Here is a 15392-nt window from a genome sequence, read left to right as displayed (position 1 = left end):
CTGACCCCCTACAGCGCTCCACCAGCAGGAACTTTCGTGATATGAGCGTCAGCCGGATGCGACTGCCGGAGCCCCGCTCGGAGTCGCATGCGCGCTGCACGCTGCGTCATATGTTGACGCAACACGGCCCGCGGCGGCGTCACGACCGAAGCGGGCGACCACGTCGAGATGGGCTGCGGCCCCGCGGCGACGGCGTTCGGCGGGGTTTTCGACGACCTCGGAGAGCGCCTGTGCGAGGGCGTCCTCGTCGTCCGGCGGGACGAGCCAGCCGGTCTCGCCGTCGCGCACGATCTCCCCGGGTCCCATCGCGTCGACCGCGACCGCCGGCAGCTCGCAGGCCATCCCCTCGACGAGCACCTGGCCGAACTGCTCGCGGACCGACGGCAGCACGATCGCGTCGCCGGCGGCGAGGAACTCCGGCAGCGCGTCCTGGTCGTGCCAGCCGGCGAGAAAGACGTCGCGCGCGCCGCTGGCGGCGATCGCGTCGAACGGGTGCTCCCCCTCCCACTCGCCCGGGTGGCCGCCGACGATCACGAGCGGCGTGCGCCGCGCGAACGCGCGCTGCGCTCTCGCGAACGCCCGCACCAGCAGCCCGACGCGCTTGACCTCGGTGAAGCGGCCGACGTAGAGCAGCGTCGGCCCGCCGCCGTCGAATGCGGCGAGATCGGCCTCCGTGTAGGCGATCGAGCCCTCCTCACCGCCCGGCCGCCAGCCGCGCGGCTGCTCGACGAGGTGGCGGCGCCAATGGGCGCGGCGATCGACGTCGACGTGGGCGAAGCGCGCCACGTCGGTGCCGTTGGGGATCGCGACGCAGCGTTCTGCCGGCAGGTCGAGCAGCTCCTCGACGCGCGGCAGCTGCCGCTCGGTCAGCACGATCGTGCGCTCGCAGCGCGCGGCCCAGGCGCGCATCCGCTCCGCCCACTGCTCGGCGTGCGTCCAGCTCGCGGGCGCGCCGTCGGCGATCCGCTCCAGCATCAGCAGCTCGGTCCCGTGCAGGTGGCCGACGACCGGCACGTGCGGCGCGACGCGCGCGGCCGCCTCGTGCAGCGGTGTCAGGTGATGGAGGTGGAGGACGTCGGCGTGCGCCGCGCCGGCGCGCCTCAGCGCCCCCGCCCATGCTCGGACCTGGCGCTCGTGGGCGTCCTCGTCGAGCGTCGCGAAGACGCGGTCGGGCGCGCCGGGACGGTCCTCGTAGGAGGGGTGCAGCGGCGGGTCGTGCAGCATCGGGTCGGGCGCGGCGCGCGCGGCGGTGAAGTCGAGCGGCCGGACGTCGAGGCCGGCGTAGAAGCGAGACGCGTCGCCGCGCCCCGCGAGCGACCCTGTCAGCACGGTGACGTCCCAGCCGTGGCGCGGCAGCGTCGTCGCGAGTCCGCGGACGACGTGCGCGGAACCGCCGCGAGGGAAGAACGCGATGCCCATGAGCACGTGACGCCGGATGGCAGGAGATCGCATTCCCTTCGACGCTACCAGGGATTCGGGGACGTGCCGGGCCGCTGCTACGGGCGCTCTGACGCTACCTGCGGGCGGGCGCGCGAGGGCGCGGGCGGGCGCGCGCGACTACGCTCGGGGCGCGAAGGCGATCGCGGTCGAGATCGGGCGACCACCGGGGATCGTGCGATCGGGCTCGCCGCGCGGGACGTTGCGCAGCGCGCCGCCGCAGACGAGCGAGGTCGAGCCGCCGCCGTCGAGGTTCATCGCCCGCTCGGCGCCGAGGCCGACCAGCGTCTCGGCCAGCTCGTCGAGCGTCAGGCCGGCCTCGTCGCGGGCGCGGCCGTCGCAGGCGACCGCCAGCAGCTGATCCCTCGTCAGCGCGAGCGCGGCGCGCGGGTAGCGGCCGACGGTGATGTCGGAGTCGAACTGGCCGCTACCGGCCGAGAAGCCCTCCGGGTCCTCACCGGCGCGCACGGTCGCGGCGCCCTCCCGCACGAGCAGCGGGCCGGCCTGCAGCAGATCGCCGCGCGGCGTCGTGCAGAGCTCGTCGCGCGGCGTGATCGCGACGACGCCGCGGTCGACGTGCAGGCAGGCGCGCCGCCTGCCCCACGGCGCCGTGAACGGGGTGCTCTCACGGGCGATCCCGTGCGTGCGGACCTCGCCGAGCGGGCGGCCGTGGGGACGCACGAAGAAGCCGCCGACGACCGCCTCCTGGACGCCCGTGCGCGCGCACCAGGCGGCGAGCGGCTCGGGTCTGGAGAGCCGCGCGACGCGGACGCGCGTGCTCGCCAGCTCGTAGGCGGCGACGTGAACGGTCGTCTCGGCGCCGTCGGCGAGCGTCACGCGCAGCGAGCGGAGGTGCGGCGGAGGCGCGGGCTCCGCACGAGGTGCGATGACCGGGTTCATGGTCCGAAGGATCGGTCGCGTTCCGTGCGACCACGTTGAGAAGACGTAAACACCATGTGACGCGCTCGGTCACACCACCGAGCGGTCCGAGAACCCAATCAAGGCGGGCGGACGCGACGCGGCGCGCCCGGCGCGGCTGGGCGCTGCGCGGGCGTCAGCTGCCGGTTCTGGCGGCGGCTCTTCTTCTGGAGCCTCTGGCCGCGGCGCGTCTTCTTCTTCTGGCGGCCGGTTCGGGCGCCGGCGCCGGCGCGGCGGCGGCGCCGTCGCCCTCTCCGTCGGCGCGAACGTTCGCGAGGCTCGCCTCGAGCGCCGCCATCAGGTCGGGCACCTCGGCCGGCTGCTCGGCGACGGGCTGGACGGCGACCTCCTCACCGGCCGCCTTGCGCTCGATCAGCTCCAGCACCTGCTCGCGGTAGTCGTCTCTGAATCTGGTCGGCTCGAACGGCGCCGACAGCGACTCGATCAGCTGGCGCGCCATCACGACCTCGCGCTCGTTCGCCTCGACGTCGCCGAGCGCCTCCAGCTCGTCGAGCCGCTGCGGCGAGTTGACCTCGTCGCCGAACAGCATCGTCGAGAGGACCATCACGCCGTCGCTCGGGCGCAGCGCGCAGAGCTGCTGGCGCGTGCGCAGCACGAAGCGTCCGATCGCGACCTTGCCGGCCTCCTCCATCGCGCTCAGCAGCAGCCGGTACGCCTTCGCGCCGCCGGTCGCCGGGGCGATGTGGTAAGCGCTGTCGTAGTAGACGGGGTCGATGTCGGCGAGGTCGACGAACTCCTCGATGTCGATCGTCTTGGTCGCGCGCGGGTCGAGCGCGTCCAGCTCGTCCTGGGTGACGATCACGTAGCGGTCGGGCGCGACCTCGTAGCCCTTGACGATCTGCTCGAAGGGGACCTCCTCCCCGTCGATCGAGCAGACGCGCTTCTGGCGCAGGCGGCCGCCGTCGCTGGCATGCAGCTGGTTGAAGCGGACCGTCTTGGGCGAGGTCGCGCTGTACAGCTTGACGGGGACGTTGACCAGGCCGAAGCTGATCGCGCCGCTCCAGATCGCACGGGGCATCGGGTGATCCTCTACGCCCGCGGCCGCCGGATCAAGCGGTGGGCGCAGGGTTGCATCGTCAACGACCGGCGGGCGGAAGCGGCGACATCGTGTCGCCCATCCGCTCCAGCGAGCGGCGCAGCAGGCGCGAGACGTGCATCTGCGAGATCCCGACGCGCTCGGCGATCTCCCGCTGCGTGAGGCCGGCGAAGAAGCGCAGCAGGACGATCCGGCGCTCGCGCTCGCTCAGCACGTGCAGGCCGCGGCTCAGCTCGATCCGCTCCTCGGCCAGCTCGAACTCGGGATCCTCGGCGCCGATCCGCGCGACCGGCTCACCGTCGTCGCCGAGCGGCTCCTCGAGCGGGACCGTTGAGTACGCCTGCGCGCCCTGGAGCGCTTCGAGCACCTGCTCGGGCGTCGAGTTCGTCGCCTCGGCGAGATCCTCGATCGTCGGCGAGCGGCCGAGCTTGGTCGAGAGGCGATCGGCCTCCCGCGTGACGCGGGCGCTCAGCTCCTGCAGCCCGCGCGAGACGCGCACCGACCACGCGCGGTCACGGAAATGACGCTTGATCTCGCCGAGGATCGTCGGCACCGCGAACGTCGAGAAGCGCAGCTCGCGGCTGAGGTCGAAGCGGTCGACGGCCTTGATCAGGCCGACACAGCCGACCTGTTCGAGGTCATCGAGCGGCTCTCCACGGTTCGCGTATCGGCGCGCAAGGGAACGCACCAGTGGCATCATGCGTTCGATCAGAGCACGGCGGGCATCCTCGTCGCGCTCCTCGTGCCAGCGACGAAGCAGCTCGTGCTCGTCGGCGGCAGCGGCGTCGACCCTTGGGCGAACGGCCGTTGCGGACACGGGTTGCGCCTCCTTCGTCGGGTGCCCAGTCCTCGGAGAGCATGCTCTCGCCCACAGATACCTTGACAAGGTGGGCAGACCCGGTCACTGGTGAACACCAGTCCGGTCGGGTACAACACTAGGGTGGACAAAGGTGGTCAGACGGTCAGCGCGACCGAGTTCGCGACCTTGACCGGCGTCTCGCGCGAGCGGCTGCGGACGTGGGAGCGGCGCTTCGGCTTTCCGCTGCCGGCGCGCGTCGGCCGCGGGCCCCGCCGCTACGTGCTCGCCGACGCGCCACGTGTCGTGACGGTCCGGCGCGCGGCCGAGCAGGGCGTCCCGCTCGCACGTGCGATCGCGGCCGCCGCCGAGGTCGCGGAGCCGGCCGTCTCCGACGCGACGCTCGCCCACCTCGTCGCGGCCGCGCCGACGCCGCTGATGGTGGTCGGCGGGCCCCGCCCCCTGCGCGTGCTCTACGCGAACAGCACGCTGCCAGCGTTCCCGATGGGCGCGGTCGGCCAGCAGCTCGACCAGCTGCCGTGGTTCGAGGGCAGCGACCTCGAGCGCACGCTGCAGACGCTGTTCGCCAGCGACGCGCCCGCGCTCGAGTGCTCGCACCCGACCTGGAGCGGCGCCGAGGCGACCGCGCGCTCGCTCGCGTACCGGCTGCCGGTCGAGGCCGGCGCGCCGCCGGCCGTCGCGCTCGTCGGGATCGACCGCGCGCAGGACCGCCGCACCCGCCGCGACCTGCTGGAGGCGCGCGGCGAGCTGGCGCGCGTGCGGATCCGCGTGCAGCGCCAGGAGCGCTTCCTCTCGCTCGCCTCCGCGCTCGCCGAGCGCTTCCAGCGCGAGGCCGGCGACGCGGTGCTCGCCTCGACCGCCGACACGCTCGTGCGGCGGCTCGGCGCGGTCGACGCCGGGATCGCCGTCTACATGGCGGGCGAGCTGGCGCTCGGCACCTCCAGCCGCGGCCTGCTCGGCCCGCGGATGGTGACGGTGACCGGCTATGACGACCTCGCCGCGCTGATGCACGCCGGCATCCCCGGGTGGCTCTCGCCCCCTGCGGGCGGGGCGTTCGGCGCGCCCGGCGGCCTGCACAGCCTCGCCGTGCCGATCACCGTCGTCGGCGAGACGCTCGGGATCCTGTTGCTCGTCTTCGACGAGCCGACCGAGCTCGACGACGACGCGCGCCAGCTGCTGACGATCGTCTCGGCCGGTCTCGGCTTCACTATCCTGCGCGACCGCCTCGTCGAATCCACGAAGGGAAGCTGACCGATGCGCCACCACGATCGCCGCCGATTCTTCAAGGACGAAGAGCAGCAGTTCCTGACGGAGGTCGCGCTCGGCTCGATCGCCTACCGCGTCGCCGAGGCAGGCGAGGTCTTGACCACGATCACGGCGATCGACGACGGCGACCGCGAGTCGTGGTTCGCGGCCTGGAACGGGCTCGGGGAGCGACTGGCCGGCGCCGCGCAGGCGACCTCCGGGCCGGGCGCGCGCGACCTCTGGCTGCGCGCCGCTGGTGCCTACGCGGCCGCCTTCTTCCCGCTGCTCGGCACGAAGGGACCGGAGCGCTTCACGCCGACCTGGAGAGCGAGCCGCGATGCGTGGGCGAACGCCGCCGAGCTGCTCGGCGGCGAGGTCGTCGCGATCCCCTACGAGGACACGACGCTGCCCGGCTGGCTGTTCCTGCCGGCCGGCGCGCCCAGCGGCGGCCGCGTCCCGCTCGTGCTCGTCAACAACGGCAGCGACGGGGCGAACGTCAACGCGTGGGTGCAGGGCGCCGCCGACGCGGTCGAGCGCGGCTATGCGGCGCTGGTCTTCGACGGCCCCGGCCAGAACGCGGCGCTGCACCTGCAGCAGCTGCCGTTCCGGCCCGACTGGGAGGCCGTGATCGGCCCGGTCGTCGACTGGGCGCTGACGCGGCCCGAGGTCGACGGCGAGCGGATCGCGCTGATCGGCGTCTCCCAGGCCGGCTACTGGGTGCCGCGCGCCGTCGCGTTCGAGCACCGCATCGCGGCCGCGGTCGCCGATCCCGGCGTGACCGACGTCTCGACCTCCTGGCTGGAGCACCTGCCCGGGTCGCTGAGAAAGAAGCTCGCCGCCGGCGACCGCGAGGGGTTCGACAAGACGATGGGGATCGGGATGCGCTTCTCGTCCGAGGCGCGCTTCCAGATGGCCTTCCGCTCGTTCCCGTACGAGATCGACGACCCGTTCGACGTCTACAACGCGGTGCTGGAGTACCGCCTCGACGACGAGACGATCGCCCGCATCAGATGCCCCACGCTCGTCACCTCGCCCGAGCACGAGGAGTTCTGGCCCGGCCAATCGCAGCGCCTCTACGACGCGCTCAGATGCCCGAAGGAGCTGGTGTCCTTCACGGCCGCCGAGGGCGCCGACCAGCACTGCGAGCCGCTGGCGCCGGCGCTGCGCAACCAGCGCGTCTTCGACTGGCTCGAAGGCGTCCTGCGCTGATGACGCTCAGACGGCGTGCCCGGTGCCGTGGCCCTCGCGGCGTGACATCACCATCCGGTAGATCCACAGCACGAGCATCACGCCGATCACAGCGCCTATCAGCCCGCCGAGGTCGAAGATGTTGCTGTCGCCGATTCCCAGCACCTCGGTGAAGATGAAGAAGCCGGCGAGCGCGCCGACGAGGCCGAGGCCGGTCGTCGCGAAGAAGCCCTGCGGCTCGTGCTCGTCACCGGGCATCAGGAACTTGCCGAGGTAGCCCGCGACGATGCCGAGGATGATCGCGCCGATCATGTGCGCTCCTTTGGTCGCCTCCCCGCGCGGTGGTGCGCAGGTCGCGTCCCGATTGTGCCCGCCGCGCGCGGGGGCGAATCGGCGGGCGCCTCAGCGCGCGGGCGGCGCGACCAGCTCCGCGTAGAGCCGGTCGAGCGTCGCCGCCGGGTCGTCGCAGAGCCCCGTGTGGACCGGCGAGGGCTGCACGAGCGCGCTCGACGGCGCCGTCAGCCAGCCGAAGCGGTCGGAGCGGTCGAGCTGGGCGACGGCGCCGGCGGACGGGTCGCCGGCGGCGATCCGCTCGACGCCGGCGAGGTGGCGCTCCAGCGCCTCGAGGTCGAGGCCGGGGTCGAGCGCCGCCAGCCGCTCGCGGTCGACGTGCGTGCGCGCCGCGAGGAAGCGGTGACGGCGGCTGTGCAGCACGACGCCGACGTTGAGCGCCTCGCCGCGCGGCAGCGACGGGACGGCGCGCAGGATCGCGTACTGGAAGATCTCGCGGGGAGCGCCGTCGGCGGCGGCGCCAGCGCCGGCCCCGCTGGGCTGCTGCTCAGGCGGTGCGGGCACGCTCCGCCTCCTCCGCGAACGCACGCGGCGCCGTCACGCGGGCCGCGAGATAGTCGATGTACGTCGCCGGCTCCAGCGCGCCGAACCACTCCCGCGGCACCGCCGCGACAAGCCGCTCCAGCAGCTTGCGCGTGACGAGCGGCGCGAGGCGGGCGTCGGCGTCGACGATCGAGCCGGCGGCCGGCAGCAGCACGTGATCGCGGATCGCCGCGAAGGCGCCGGCGGCGGCGGACGGGTCGAGACCGGCGTGCTGCTTGTAGAGGGCTGCGCCGTGGTCGATCAGCCACAGTCTGTCGTGCCAGACGAGCAGGTTGGGATTCCGCGGCGTACGGTCGACGTTCTCGCTGAAGGCGTCGAGCCAGACGACCGCCGCCGCCAGCTCCGGCGCGGGCGCGAAGCCGGTCGCGGCAGGGTTGTACGGCAGCGAGCGCGGGAGGAAGTCGATCCCGACGTTGCAGCCCGCGCTCGCCTGCAGCAGCTCCTGGATCTCGGGATCGGGCTCGGCGTCGGGCAGGTGCGGGTCAAGCTCGACGAAGACCTGCTCGGGCACCGGCAGCCCGAGCGCGCGGGCCAGCTCGCCGACGATCAGCTCCGCGACGAGCGCCTTCGGCCCCTGGCCGGCGCCGCGCAGCTTGACGACGTAGAGGCCGTCGTCGTCGGCCTCCACCAGCGCGGGCAGCGAGCCGCCCTCGCGGAGGGGCGTGACGTAGCGGGTGGCCGAGACGGTGCGCATCGCGGAGCGGGAGGCTAGTGACTCGGTAGGGTGCGGCGCATGACCGCCGGACCGAACGGCCCGCTGCGCCAGACGCTGCAGCTGCGCCTCAACGATTTCGACGTGCTCGGCCACCTCAACCAGGCGGTCTACCACGAGCTGCTGGAGCAGGGCCGGATCGCGCTGCTGGCGAGCGCCAGCGCCGACTCGAACGCCTACGTGCTCGCCCGCGTCGAGCTTGACTACCGCAGCGAGGTGCCCGTGCCGACGCCCGAAGTGACGGTCGAGACCGGCGTCGAGCGGGTCGGGCGTTCGAGCGTGCGGCTCGCCCAGCGCGTGCTGCGGCCCGACGGCACGCTCGCCGCCGAGGGCGCGGCGGTCCTCGTCGGCTGGGACGCGGCGGAGCGCAGGTCGCGGCCGCTGTCCGACGCCGAGCGGGAAGGGCTCAGCGCTCGTCTCTCGCAGGCGGCGGCGTAGCCGGTCTGGGTCTCGGGTCGACCCGCGCGATCGGCTCGCCGTCGAGCTTGACGGTCACAGACCCGCCGGTTCTGCTGAGTCTCCGCAGCATCTCGGTCAGCTCGGTTCTGTCGGTGTTGGGCGTGTCGCGGCGAAGCATCCTTCCAGCCTAGAGCAGGCGTCCCTCCGGGACTCCGAACGTCCGCTCCAGCGGCCATGAGCAGAGCGTGCCGCGGCCGGGGCAGCCGTCGCAGACACGCGGCTGCGGGTCCTCGGCGACGGCGAAGTCGCGCTCGATCACGCGCTGCGCGCGGCTGCGCAGCTCGTCCTCCAGCGCCGGCGCGTCCTGCCGGCGGAAGGTCGCCCCGACGGGCGCGTCGGGCCGTTCGAGGAAGCAGTGGACGACCTCGACCTCCTGCGCGTCGTCGCGCAGCGCGGCGAGCGCGTAGGCGGCGCGCTGGAGGCCGTAGGCGCGCGCGACCGTCTCGCCCGGGTCGGCGCCTTCGAGCCGGTCGCTCTTCCAGTCGACGATCAGCGTCCGGTTTCCCTCCCGCGCGATCGCGTCGAAGACGCCGACGAGCGGCAGCTCGTCGAGCGCGAACGAGAACGCCTGCTCGCGCCGCAGATCTCTCGCACTCGCAAGCCGCTCGCGCAGCGGGCTCGCGAGGAAGCGCACGACGAGGCCGCGGATCTCGTCCAGCTCCTCCGCGGTCGGGTCCGCCCCGGCCCGCACCGCCGCGCGCCGCACCAGCTCGGCGTCCGGCGGCTGCGCCCGCACGAAGTCGACCTGCTCCAGCAGCGCATGCGCGATCACGCCGCGCGTCGAGGCGGCGAGCCCGTGGCGCCCGCCCCGCCCGCGCGGGGCGTCGTCGACCGGCGGCAGTCTCAGCACCCGCTCCAGATAGAAGCGGTATCCACAGCGCGCGTGATCGGCGAGGGAGGTGTAGGAAAGCGTCGCCACGGGCGGAGCCGTCCCACCACCGTCGCCGATCGGGCGGGTGGCGCGAGCACGAACGTGCGCACGCCGCCCGGCGGGTGTGCGTTCGCGCGCATGCGACAGGACCCGCCCGCGGTCACCCTCCGAGCCCGCGAGCGACGGCGCCAACGCAGCCGCTCCAGGCCGAACGACCGAGTACGCAACAGCCTGCCCCTCGTTCGAGACCACCCCGGAAGGCTCGCCGTCCGGCGCCGCCAATCTCGCGATCTCCGGCACGAACGCCGGCCCGATCCAGGTGATCGCGGGCGCGCCGAGCTTGGGCTCGGGCCACGGCTCGGTCGGCACGGCGCCGGACAGGATCAGCTGCTCGCGGGCGCGGGTCATCGCGACGTAGTAGAGACGCGCCTCCTCGTCGGACTCGGCGCGGGCCCGCGCCTCGCCGATCGGCCTGTATGCCAGCGCAGGGCGCGGCGCGGAGCCGTCGAGCGTCTTGAGCTTGATCCCGACGCGGCCGTCTCTGCCGACGCGCACGACGTCGCTGCCGGCCGCCGGCGAGCCGCGGCCGAGGTCGGCGACGCAGACGACGGGGAACTCCAGCCCCTTCGCGCGGTGGATCGTCATCAGGCGCACCGCGTCGAGCGCCTCACCCTCGACCGGGGCCTCGCTCTCGCGGTCCTGCTCTCTGCTGCTCTCCAGGCCGCCGCCCAGCTCCATCACCATGTCGACGAAGCCGCGCAGGTCGCGTCCCTCCTCGGCCTCGAACTCGCGCGCGAGCCGCATCAGCTTGCGCACGTTCGCGAGCCGCCGCGCGCCGCTCGGCAGCCGCAGCAGCTCGACGTCGTAGCCGGTCTGGTCGAGCACGCGGTCCAGCAGCGACTCGAGGCTGTGGCGCGGCGCCGTCGCGCGCTCGGCCGGCAGCCACGCGCGCAGCTCCTCCACTCGCTCCGCGTCGTCCGGTGCCAGGCGCGCCAGCAGCTCCCGCCCCTCCGTCAGCACCCACCACGGGTCCGGCGGCTCGCCCTCGCGGCGGCTCGCGCGCGCCGCCGCGACGACCTGCACGAGACCGTCGGAGGAGAGCCCGACGAGCGGCGAGGCGAGCAGCGACTGCAGCGCGACTCCGTCGCGCGGGTTCGCCAGCACGCCGAGGTAGGCGACGAGGTCGCGCACCTGCTGCTGCGCCCAGTAGCCGCGCCCGCCGATCACGTACGTCGGCACCGCCAGGTCGGTCAGCGCCCGCTCGTAGACGGCGAGGTCGCCGGTCGCGCGCAGCAGCAGCACGACGTCGCCGGCGCGGCGACCGCCGTCGAGCAGCTCGCGCACGCGCGCCGCCAGCGCACGCGCCTCCGCGACGCGCCACAACGGCGCGGGCGCCGCCATCCCCTCCGGCAGCAGCCCCGCGTTCGCCCAGTCCGCTCTCACGTCGACGACGAGCAGCTCGACCCGCGGGCCGGCCACGGGGAGTGCGTCCGCGCGCTCCTCGCGCCCCGCCACGAGCGGCGTGAAGCTCTCGCCGAAGCGGGGCGCGAACGCGACGTTGAGCGTCTCCAGGATCTCCGCGTGGCTGCGGAAGTTCGTCGCCAGCGAGGCGGCGGCGCCGTGCTCGGCGAGCGCCTTGCGACGGCGGCGGAACAGCTCGACGTCGGCGTGACGGAAGCCATAGATCGACTGCAGCTCGTCGCCGACGGTGAACAGCCGCTCGCCCGCGATCCGCTCCAGCAGCTCCAGCTGCAGCGGGTTCGTGTCCTGGAACTCGTCGACCATCACGTGGACGAAGCGCTCCGCGTAGCGGGCGCGCAGCTCCTCGTGCTCGCGCAGCAGCCGGTTGGCGCGCAGCTCCAGGTCCTCGAAGTCGACCGCCGAGGCGCGCTGCTTGGCCTCCGCGTAGCGTCTGCCGAAGCCACGCAGGAGCGCGTCGAGCAGCCCGTGGACGGGCACGGCGTGCGCGTCGGCGCACGCGTCGACGTACGCCTGCAGCGCCGTCCGGTAGCCCTCGCAGCCCTCGCCCGCCAGCGCTCTGCCGTTTCTCGGCAGCGCCAGCCTCGCGACCTCGCCGGGCGACGGCGCGTACCCGGGGTCGCCCGCCGATGCCGCCGCGACGCGCTCCAGCAGTCTCTCGCACTCCGCCAGCGCCAGCCGTGCTCGGAAGACGCTTCTGCCGTCTCTCGCGACGGCGACCTCCGCCTCCGCCTGGACGCGCGCGATCGCCAAGGCGACGCGCTTGGGCTCCAGCGCCGCCGGGCGCGGCTGCGGCAACGACGGCTGCTCCTCCCCGCGGCTGCGCAGCTCGCCGTGGACGTCGAGGATCGCGCTGCGCAGATCGGCCGGTCTGTACGCCGCGATCAGCTCCAGCGCCGCGGTCCCGTGCTCCTCGGCGAGCGCGTCGAGCGCGGCGTCGAACGCGCCCACGGCGAGCTGTCTCGCGCCGTGCTCGTCGAGCACGCTGAAACGCGGGTCGATCCCCGCCGCGAGCGGATGGGTGCGCAACAGCCGCGCGCAGAAGCCGTGGATCGTCGAGACCCACGCGCCCTCCGTCGCCCGCGCGCGCTCCGGCTCCCCGAGCGCCTCGAAGCGGCGCCGGACGCGCTCCTTCAGCTCCGACGCCGCCTTCTCGGTGAAGGTGATCGCGAGGATCCGCGTCACCTCGACGCCCTCGTGCAGCACCGCCCGCACGAACCGCTCTGCCATCACCGACGTCTTGCCGCTGCCGGCGTTGGCGGTCAGCAGCAGCCCGCCGGCGTGCTCGATCGCCGCGCGCTGCTCGGAGGTGAACGGGACCGACGCGCTCATTGGTCGACGACGCGGCAGATCCCGGGATAGGCGCAGCCGCCGAAGCCGCACGTGTCCGGCGACGGCGCGAGCTTCCCGGCGCGCAGCTGCGCGGCGAGCTGGCAGGCGCGCTCGGAGGCGGCGCTCAGCTCCTGCTCCAGCTCCTCCTGCGAGCGGCGGTCGGTGTCGACGACGAGATCGCCGGCGTTGACGTCGTCGCGCACGACGCCGCGCGCGCGCAGGTCCTCGCCGCGCAGCGGCTGGTAGACACCGCCGGCCGGCTGACGGCCCATCAGCTCCCGCACGGCGACCATGTAGAGCGCGACCTGGAGCTGATCCTCGGACGCCCACTTCGCGACCGGCCAGCTCGGCTGCCGGCGGCCGCTCTTGTAGTCGCGCACGAGCGCGCGGCCCGCGCCATCGAGGTCGACGCGGTCGATCACGCCGCGCAGGCGCAGCGGCTCAGCGGGCGCTCCCCCGGCGGCGTCGCCAGGCTCCGCCGAGGTCAGCTCCAGCGCCGGAAGCGCGCTCTCGTCGCCCATCCCGAAGCGCAGCTCCAGCTCGGCCGGTCTGAACGCGCCGCCGGCCTCGGCCTCGGCCTCGTGCGCCAGCAGCCGCAGCACGTCGGCGGCGATCTCGTGCGCCGCCGCGGCCTGCGCCGCTGCGCCGCGGCCGAGCGTGAACGCAGACGCCTCCTCGGCGACGACCTCGCGCACGACCTGCTCGATCGCCGGCAGCTCGGCGACCGCGATCGGCCAGCTGACGCGCGCAAGCGTCCGCTCCAGCACCGAGTGGATGCAGCTGCCGCGCGCCATCGCCTCCGGATCGGGCTCGAACCGCTCCGGCTGCAGCTCGCTCTCGACGAACCAGCGCACCGGGCAGCGCGCGTAGCGCTCCAGCGCGCCGGCCGACAGCACCTCGCGTTGGCGCAGCAGCGCCGTCGCCGCCTCGCTCAGCGAGCCGATCGGGTGCGGCAGCTCGCGCGGCGCGGCGAGCGCCTCCGCGCGCTCGCGCTCCGCGTCCGTCGGCGCGGCGTCGAGCGGCCAGGTGACCGCCGACAGCGGCCGGTGGCGCTCGGGCAGCTCGCGCAGCAACGCGCGCACGTCGTCGACGAAGAACGACGGCAGCGCCGGGTTGCCGTCCTCGTCGGCGTCGCGGCAGCTGAGGATCAGCCGCCGCCGCGGCCGCGAGGCGGTCGCGTAGAAGAGGTAGCGCTCGTCCGCGAGCGCGTCCTCGCGCAGCGGCAGCCGCAGGCCCGCGACCGCGTTCAGCTCGCGCCGCACGTCGTCGGAGAGGAACGGCTCGGGGTGCGCGGGGCGCGGGAACTCGCCCTCCTGCAGGCCGCAGACGATCACCGTGTCGAAGCGCCGCGCGCGGATCGCGAGCGGGTCGGCGACGAGCACCGCGCCCTCGCGCGCGGTCGCGCCGAGCGACACCTCCAGCTCGCCGAGCGCGGCCAGCAGCGCCTCGGGCTCGAGCAGCTCCGCGGCGCGGCGGGGCTCGGCCGCCGCCAGCTCGCCCAGCTCCTCCAGCGCCCGCAGGAGCGCCGAGAGAGCGCGCGCGTCGGCCTCCTCGGCGGCGTCGAGCACGCGCGCCTGCCCCCGGTGCGGCGCGACGAACAGCGTCCGCGCCTCGCGTGCGAGCGCACCGAGCAACGCGGCCGGGCCGTCGGCCGCGGCGCCGCGCAGCCGGTCCAGCTCGCGCAGCGGCCAGCCGCCTCTCGCCTCCTCCCACGCCCTTCGCGCCTCCTCCATGCTCAGCAGCGCGCGTCGCCGGACCGTCAGCTCCAGCCGATCCGCCAGCTCCAGCCGCTGCAGCCGGCCGGGCGTGCGCAGGTAGGCGAGCAGATCGGCGGGACGCGCGTCGGCGGGCAGCAGCGCGCAGCGCGCGAGCGCGAGCAGTCCGCGCCCGAGCGCGGTGTGCGCGAGCGGCACACGCCAGTCGAGCGTGTGCGGGATCGCGTACGCGCCGAAGACCTGCTCGACGAGCGAGGCGCTGCGCGCCGGCGTCCGCAGGACGACGGCGATCTCCTCACCCGGAACGCCGTCGCCGAGCAGCTCCAGCACGGTCGCGGCGACCAGCTCGATCTCGGCGCGCTCGCCGCCGGCGACGAGCAGCCGGACCGCGTCGCCCGCCTCGGCGTCGCGCGCGGCGGCCGGCTCGAACAGCCCGCGCTCCAGCGCGTGCAGCGGCGCGCGGCCGGCCTCGTCGTACCAGTCGTCGAGCGCCGGCAGCTCCTGCACCTCGGTCGCGATCTGGCTCAGCTCCGCGAACGTGCGCGCACGGCCGGCGAACGCCGCACGGCCCGGCTCGTACGTCAGCGACACCGTCACCTCGGCGCCGACGACGCGCGAGAGCGTCTCGATCGCGTCGCGCTCCAACGTCGTGAAGTCGTCGAAGCCGTAGAAGACGACGGGGGTGTCGCCCCAGACCTCCTTACGCGCGCGCAGCGCGTCGAGCGCTCTCCAGGCGAACAGCTCGGCGTCGACGCGGCCGAGCCGCTCCAGCCCGCGCGCGTAGCGGTCGTAGATCGCGGCGACCTCGTGCAGCGTCGGCGGCGCGTCGGGCAGCGCCCGCACCGCCGCCGTCAGCCGCTGCGGCGTCAGCAGCGTCCGCTCCAGCTCGGCCGTGAAGGCGCCGGCGGCGTGCAGGAAGCCGCGTGTCCCGGCGATCGGCGCGAGCGCCTGGAGTCTCGCGGAGGCGATCGCCTCCGCGACGACCCGCTCGCGCTGCAGCGGCGCGACGACGCGCGCCGCGTAGCCGGCCCGCTGCGCGACCTCGCGCACGAAGCCGGAGAAGGTCGCGACGCGACCGCCGCGACGCGGCCCGTCCTGCGTCAGCTCGCGCTCGTAGTGAGCGACGTCGGCGGCGGTCGGCACGACCAGCCACGGGTCGTGCCGCAGCCTGGCGCGGAACGCGCCCAATGCGGTGCCGGCCTTCGCCGCGTTCGCGGGACCGATGACGAGCTTCAGTGACACAGGACCGACATCCTCGCGCCCGGACC

At 74.5% G+C, this 15392-nt stretch carries 13 protein-coding genes; 3 read left to right on the top strand and 10 right to left on the bottom strand.

Going from position 1 to position 15392, the window contains the following annotated elements:
• Positions 1–48: 48 nt before the first annotated feature.
• The 4 genes from CWOE_RS30490 to CWOE_RS09045 form a co-directional block, all read right to left on the bottom strand.
• Entirely contained in the window at positions 49–1452 is a 1404-nt protein-coding gene (locus CWOE_RS30490; RefSeq protein ID WP_081425299.1) for a glycosyltransferase family 4 protein, read from the bottom strand.
• A 105-nt stretch (positions 1453–1557) separates the two neighbouring features.
• Complete coding sequence (locus CWOE_RS09055) at positions 1558–2337, bottom strand: phosphodiester glycosidase family protein (RefSeq protein ID WP_012933292.1); 780 nt, start codon at positions 2335–2337, stop codon at positions 1558–1560.
• 154 nt (positions 2338–2491) lie between these two features.
• The gene (gene ku / locus CWOE_RS09050; protein WP_012933291.1) at positions 2492–3394 is read right to left on the bottom strand and encodes a non-homologous end joining protein Ku; all 903 of its coding nucleotides are present in this window, start codon (positions 3392–3394) and stop codon (positions 2492–2494) included.
• A 58-nt stretch (positions 3395–3452) separates the two neighbouring features.
• Positions 3453–4229 (bottom strand): SigB/SigF/SigG family RNA polymerase sigma factor, encoded by a 777-nt coding sequence (locus tag CWOE_RS09045; protein ID WP_012933290.1) that lies wholly within the window; start codon positions 4227–4229, stop codon positions 3453–3455.
• Between the two features lie 123 nt (positions 4230–4352).
• Here CWOE_RS09045 and CWOE_RS09040 point away from each other — a divergent pair, with 123 nt between their 5' ends.
• On the top strand, positions 4353–5480 hold the full coding sequence (locus CWOE_RS09040; RefSeq protein WP_041730305.1) for a MerR family transcriptional regulator: 1128 nt from the start codon (positions 4353–4355) through the stop codon (positions 5478–5480).
• 3 nt (positions 5481–5483) lie between these two features.
• Positions 5484–6683 (top strand): alpha/beta hydrolase family protein, encoded by a 1200-nt coding sequence (locus CWOE_RS09035; RefSeq protein ID WP_012933288.1) that lies wholly within the window; start codon positions 5484–5486, stop codon positions 6681–6683.
• A 6-nt stretch (positions 6684–6689) separates the two neighbouring features.
• On the opposite strand, the gene CWOE_RS09030 is transcribed toward CWOE_RS09035, so the two are convergent.
• The 3 genes from CWOE_RS09030 to CWOE_RS09020 form a co-directional block, all read right to left on the bottom strand.
• Complete coding sequence (locus CWOE_RS09030; protein WP_012933287.1) at positions 6690–6974, bottom strand: GlsB/YeaQ/YmgE family stress response membrane protein; 285 nt, start codon at positions 6972–6974, stop codon at positions 6690–6692.
• Positions 6975–7064: 90 nt separating this feature from the next.
• Entirely contained in the window at positions 7065–7517 is a 453-nt protein-coding gene (locus CWOE_RS09025) for a DUF3037 domain-containing protein (protein ID WP_012933286.1), read from the bottom strand.
• Positions 7501–8250 carry a HipA family kinase gene (locus CWOE_RS09020; protein ID WP_012933285.1) on the bottom strand — a complete coding sequence of 250 codons (750 nt, stop codon included), beginning with the start codon at positions 8248–8250 and terminating at the stop codon, positions 7501–7503. The genes CWOE_RS09025 and CWOE_RS09020 overlap by 17 nt, the downstream gene beginning before the upstream one ends.
• A 39-nt stretch (positions 8251–8289) precedes the next feature.
• On the opposite strand from CWOE_RS09020, the gene CWOE_RS09015 reads away from it, so the two are divergent.
• Positions 8290–8706, top strand: a complete 417-nt coding sequence (locus CWOE_RS09015; protein WP_012933284.1) for an acyl-CoA thioesterase — start codon at positions 8290–8292, stop codon at positions 8704–8706.
• On the opposite strand, the gene CWOE_RS33400 is transcribed toward CWOE_RS09015, so the two are convergent.
• From CWOE_RS33400 to CWOE_RS09005, 3 genes are read right to left on the bottom strand one after another with little or no spacing between them, the layout of a single operon-like run.
• Positions 8675–8845 carry a hypothetical protein gene (locus CWOE_RS33400; protein WP_012933283.1) on the bottom strand — a complete coding sequence of 57 codons (171 nt, stop codon included), beginning with the start codon at positions 8843–8845 and terminating at the stop codon, positions 8675–8677. The genes CWOE_RS09015 and CWOE_RS33400 overlap by 32 nt on opposite strands.
• 9 nt (positions 8846–8854) lie before the next feature.
• On the bottom strand, positions 8855–12409 hold the full coding sequence (locus CWOE_RS09010; RefSeq protein WP_012933282.1) for a UvrD-helicase domain-containing protein: 3555 nt from the start codon (positions 12407–12409) through the stop codon (positions 8855–8857).
• A complete protein-coding gene (locus CWOE_RS09005; RefSeq protein WP_012933281.1) occupies positions 12406–15366 on the bottom strand; it encodes a PD-(D/E)XK nuclease family protein in 2961 nt (986 codons plus the stop codon). Before CWOE_RS09005 ends, CWOE_RS09010 begins: the two co-directional genes overlap by 4 nt.
• Between the last annotated feature and the right edge of the window lie 26 nt (positions 15367–15392).

Source organism: Conexibacter woesei DSM 14684, assembly GCF_000025265.1.
GTDB lineage: Bacteria > Actinomycetota > Thermoleophilia > Solirubrobacterales > Solirubrobacteraceae > Conexibacter > Conexibacter woesei.
This window is presented reverse-complemented; position numbering and strand designations above follow the sequence as displayed.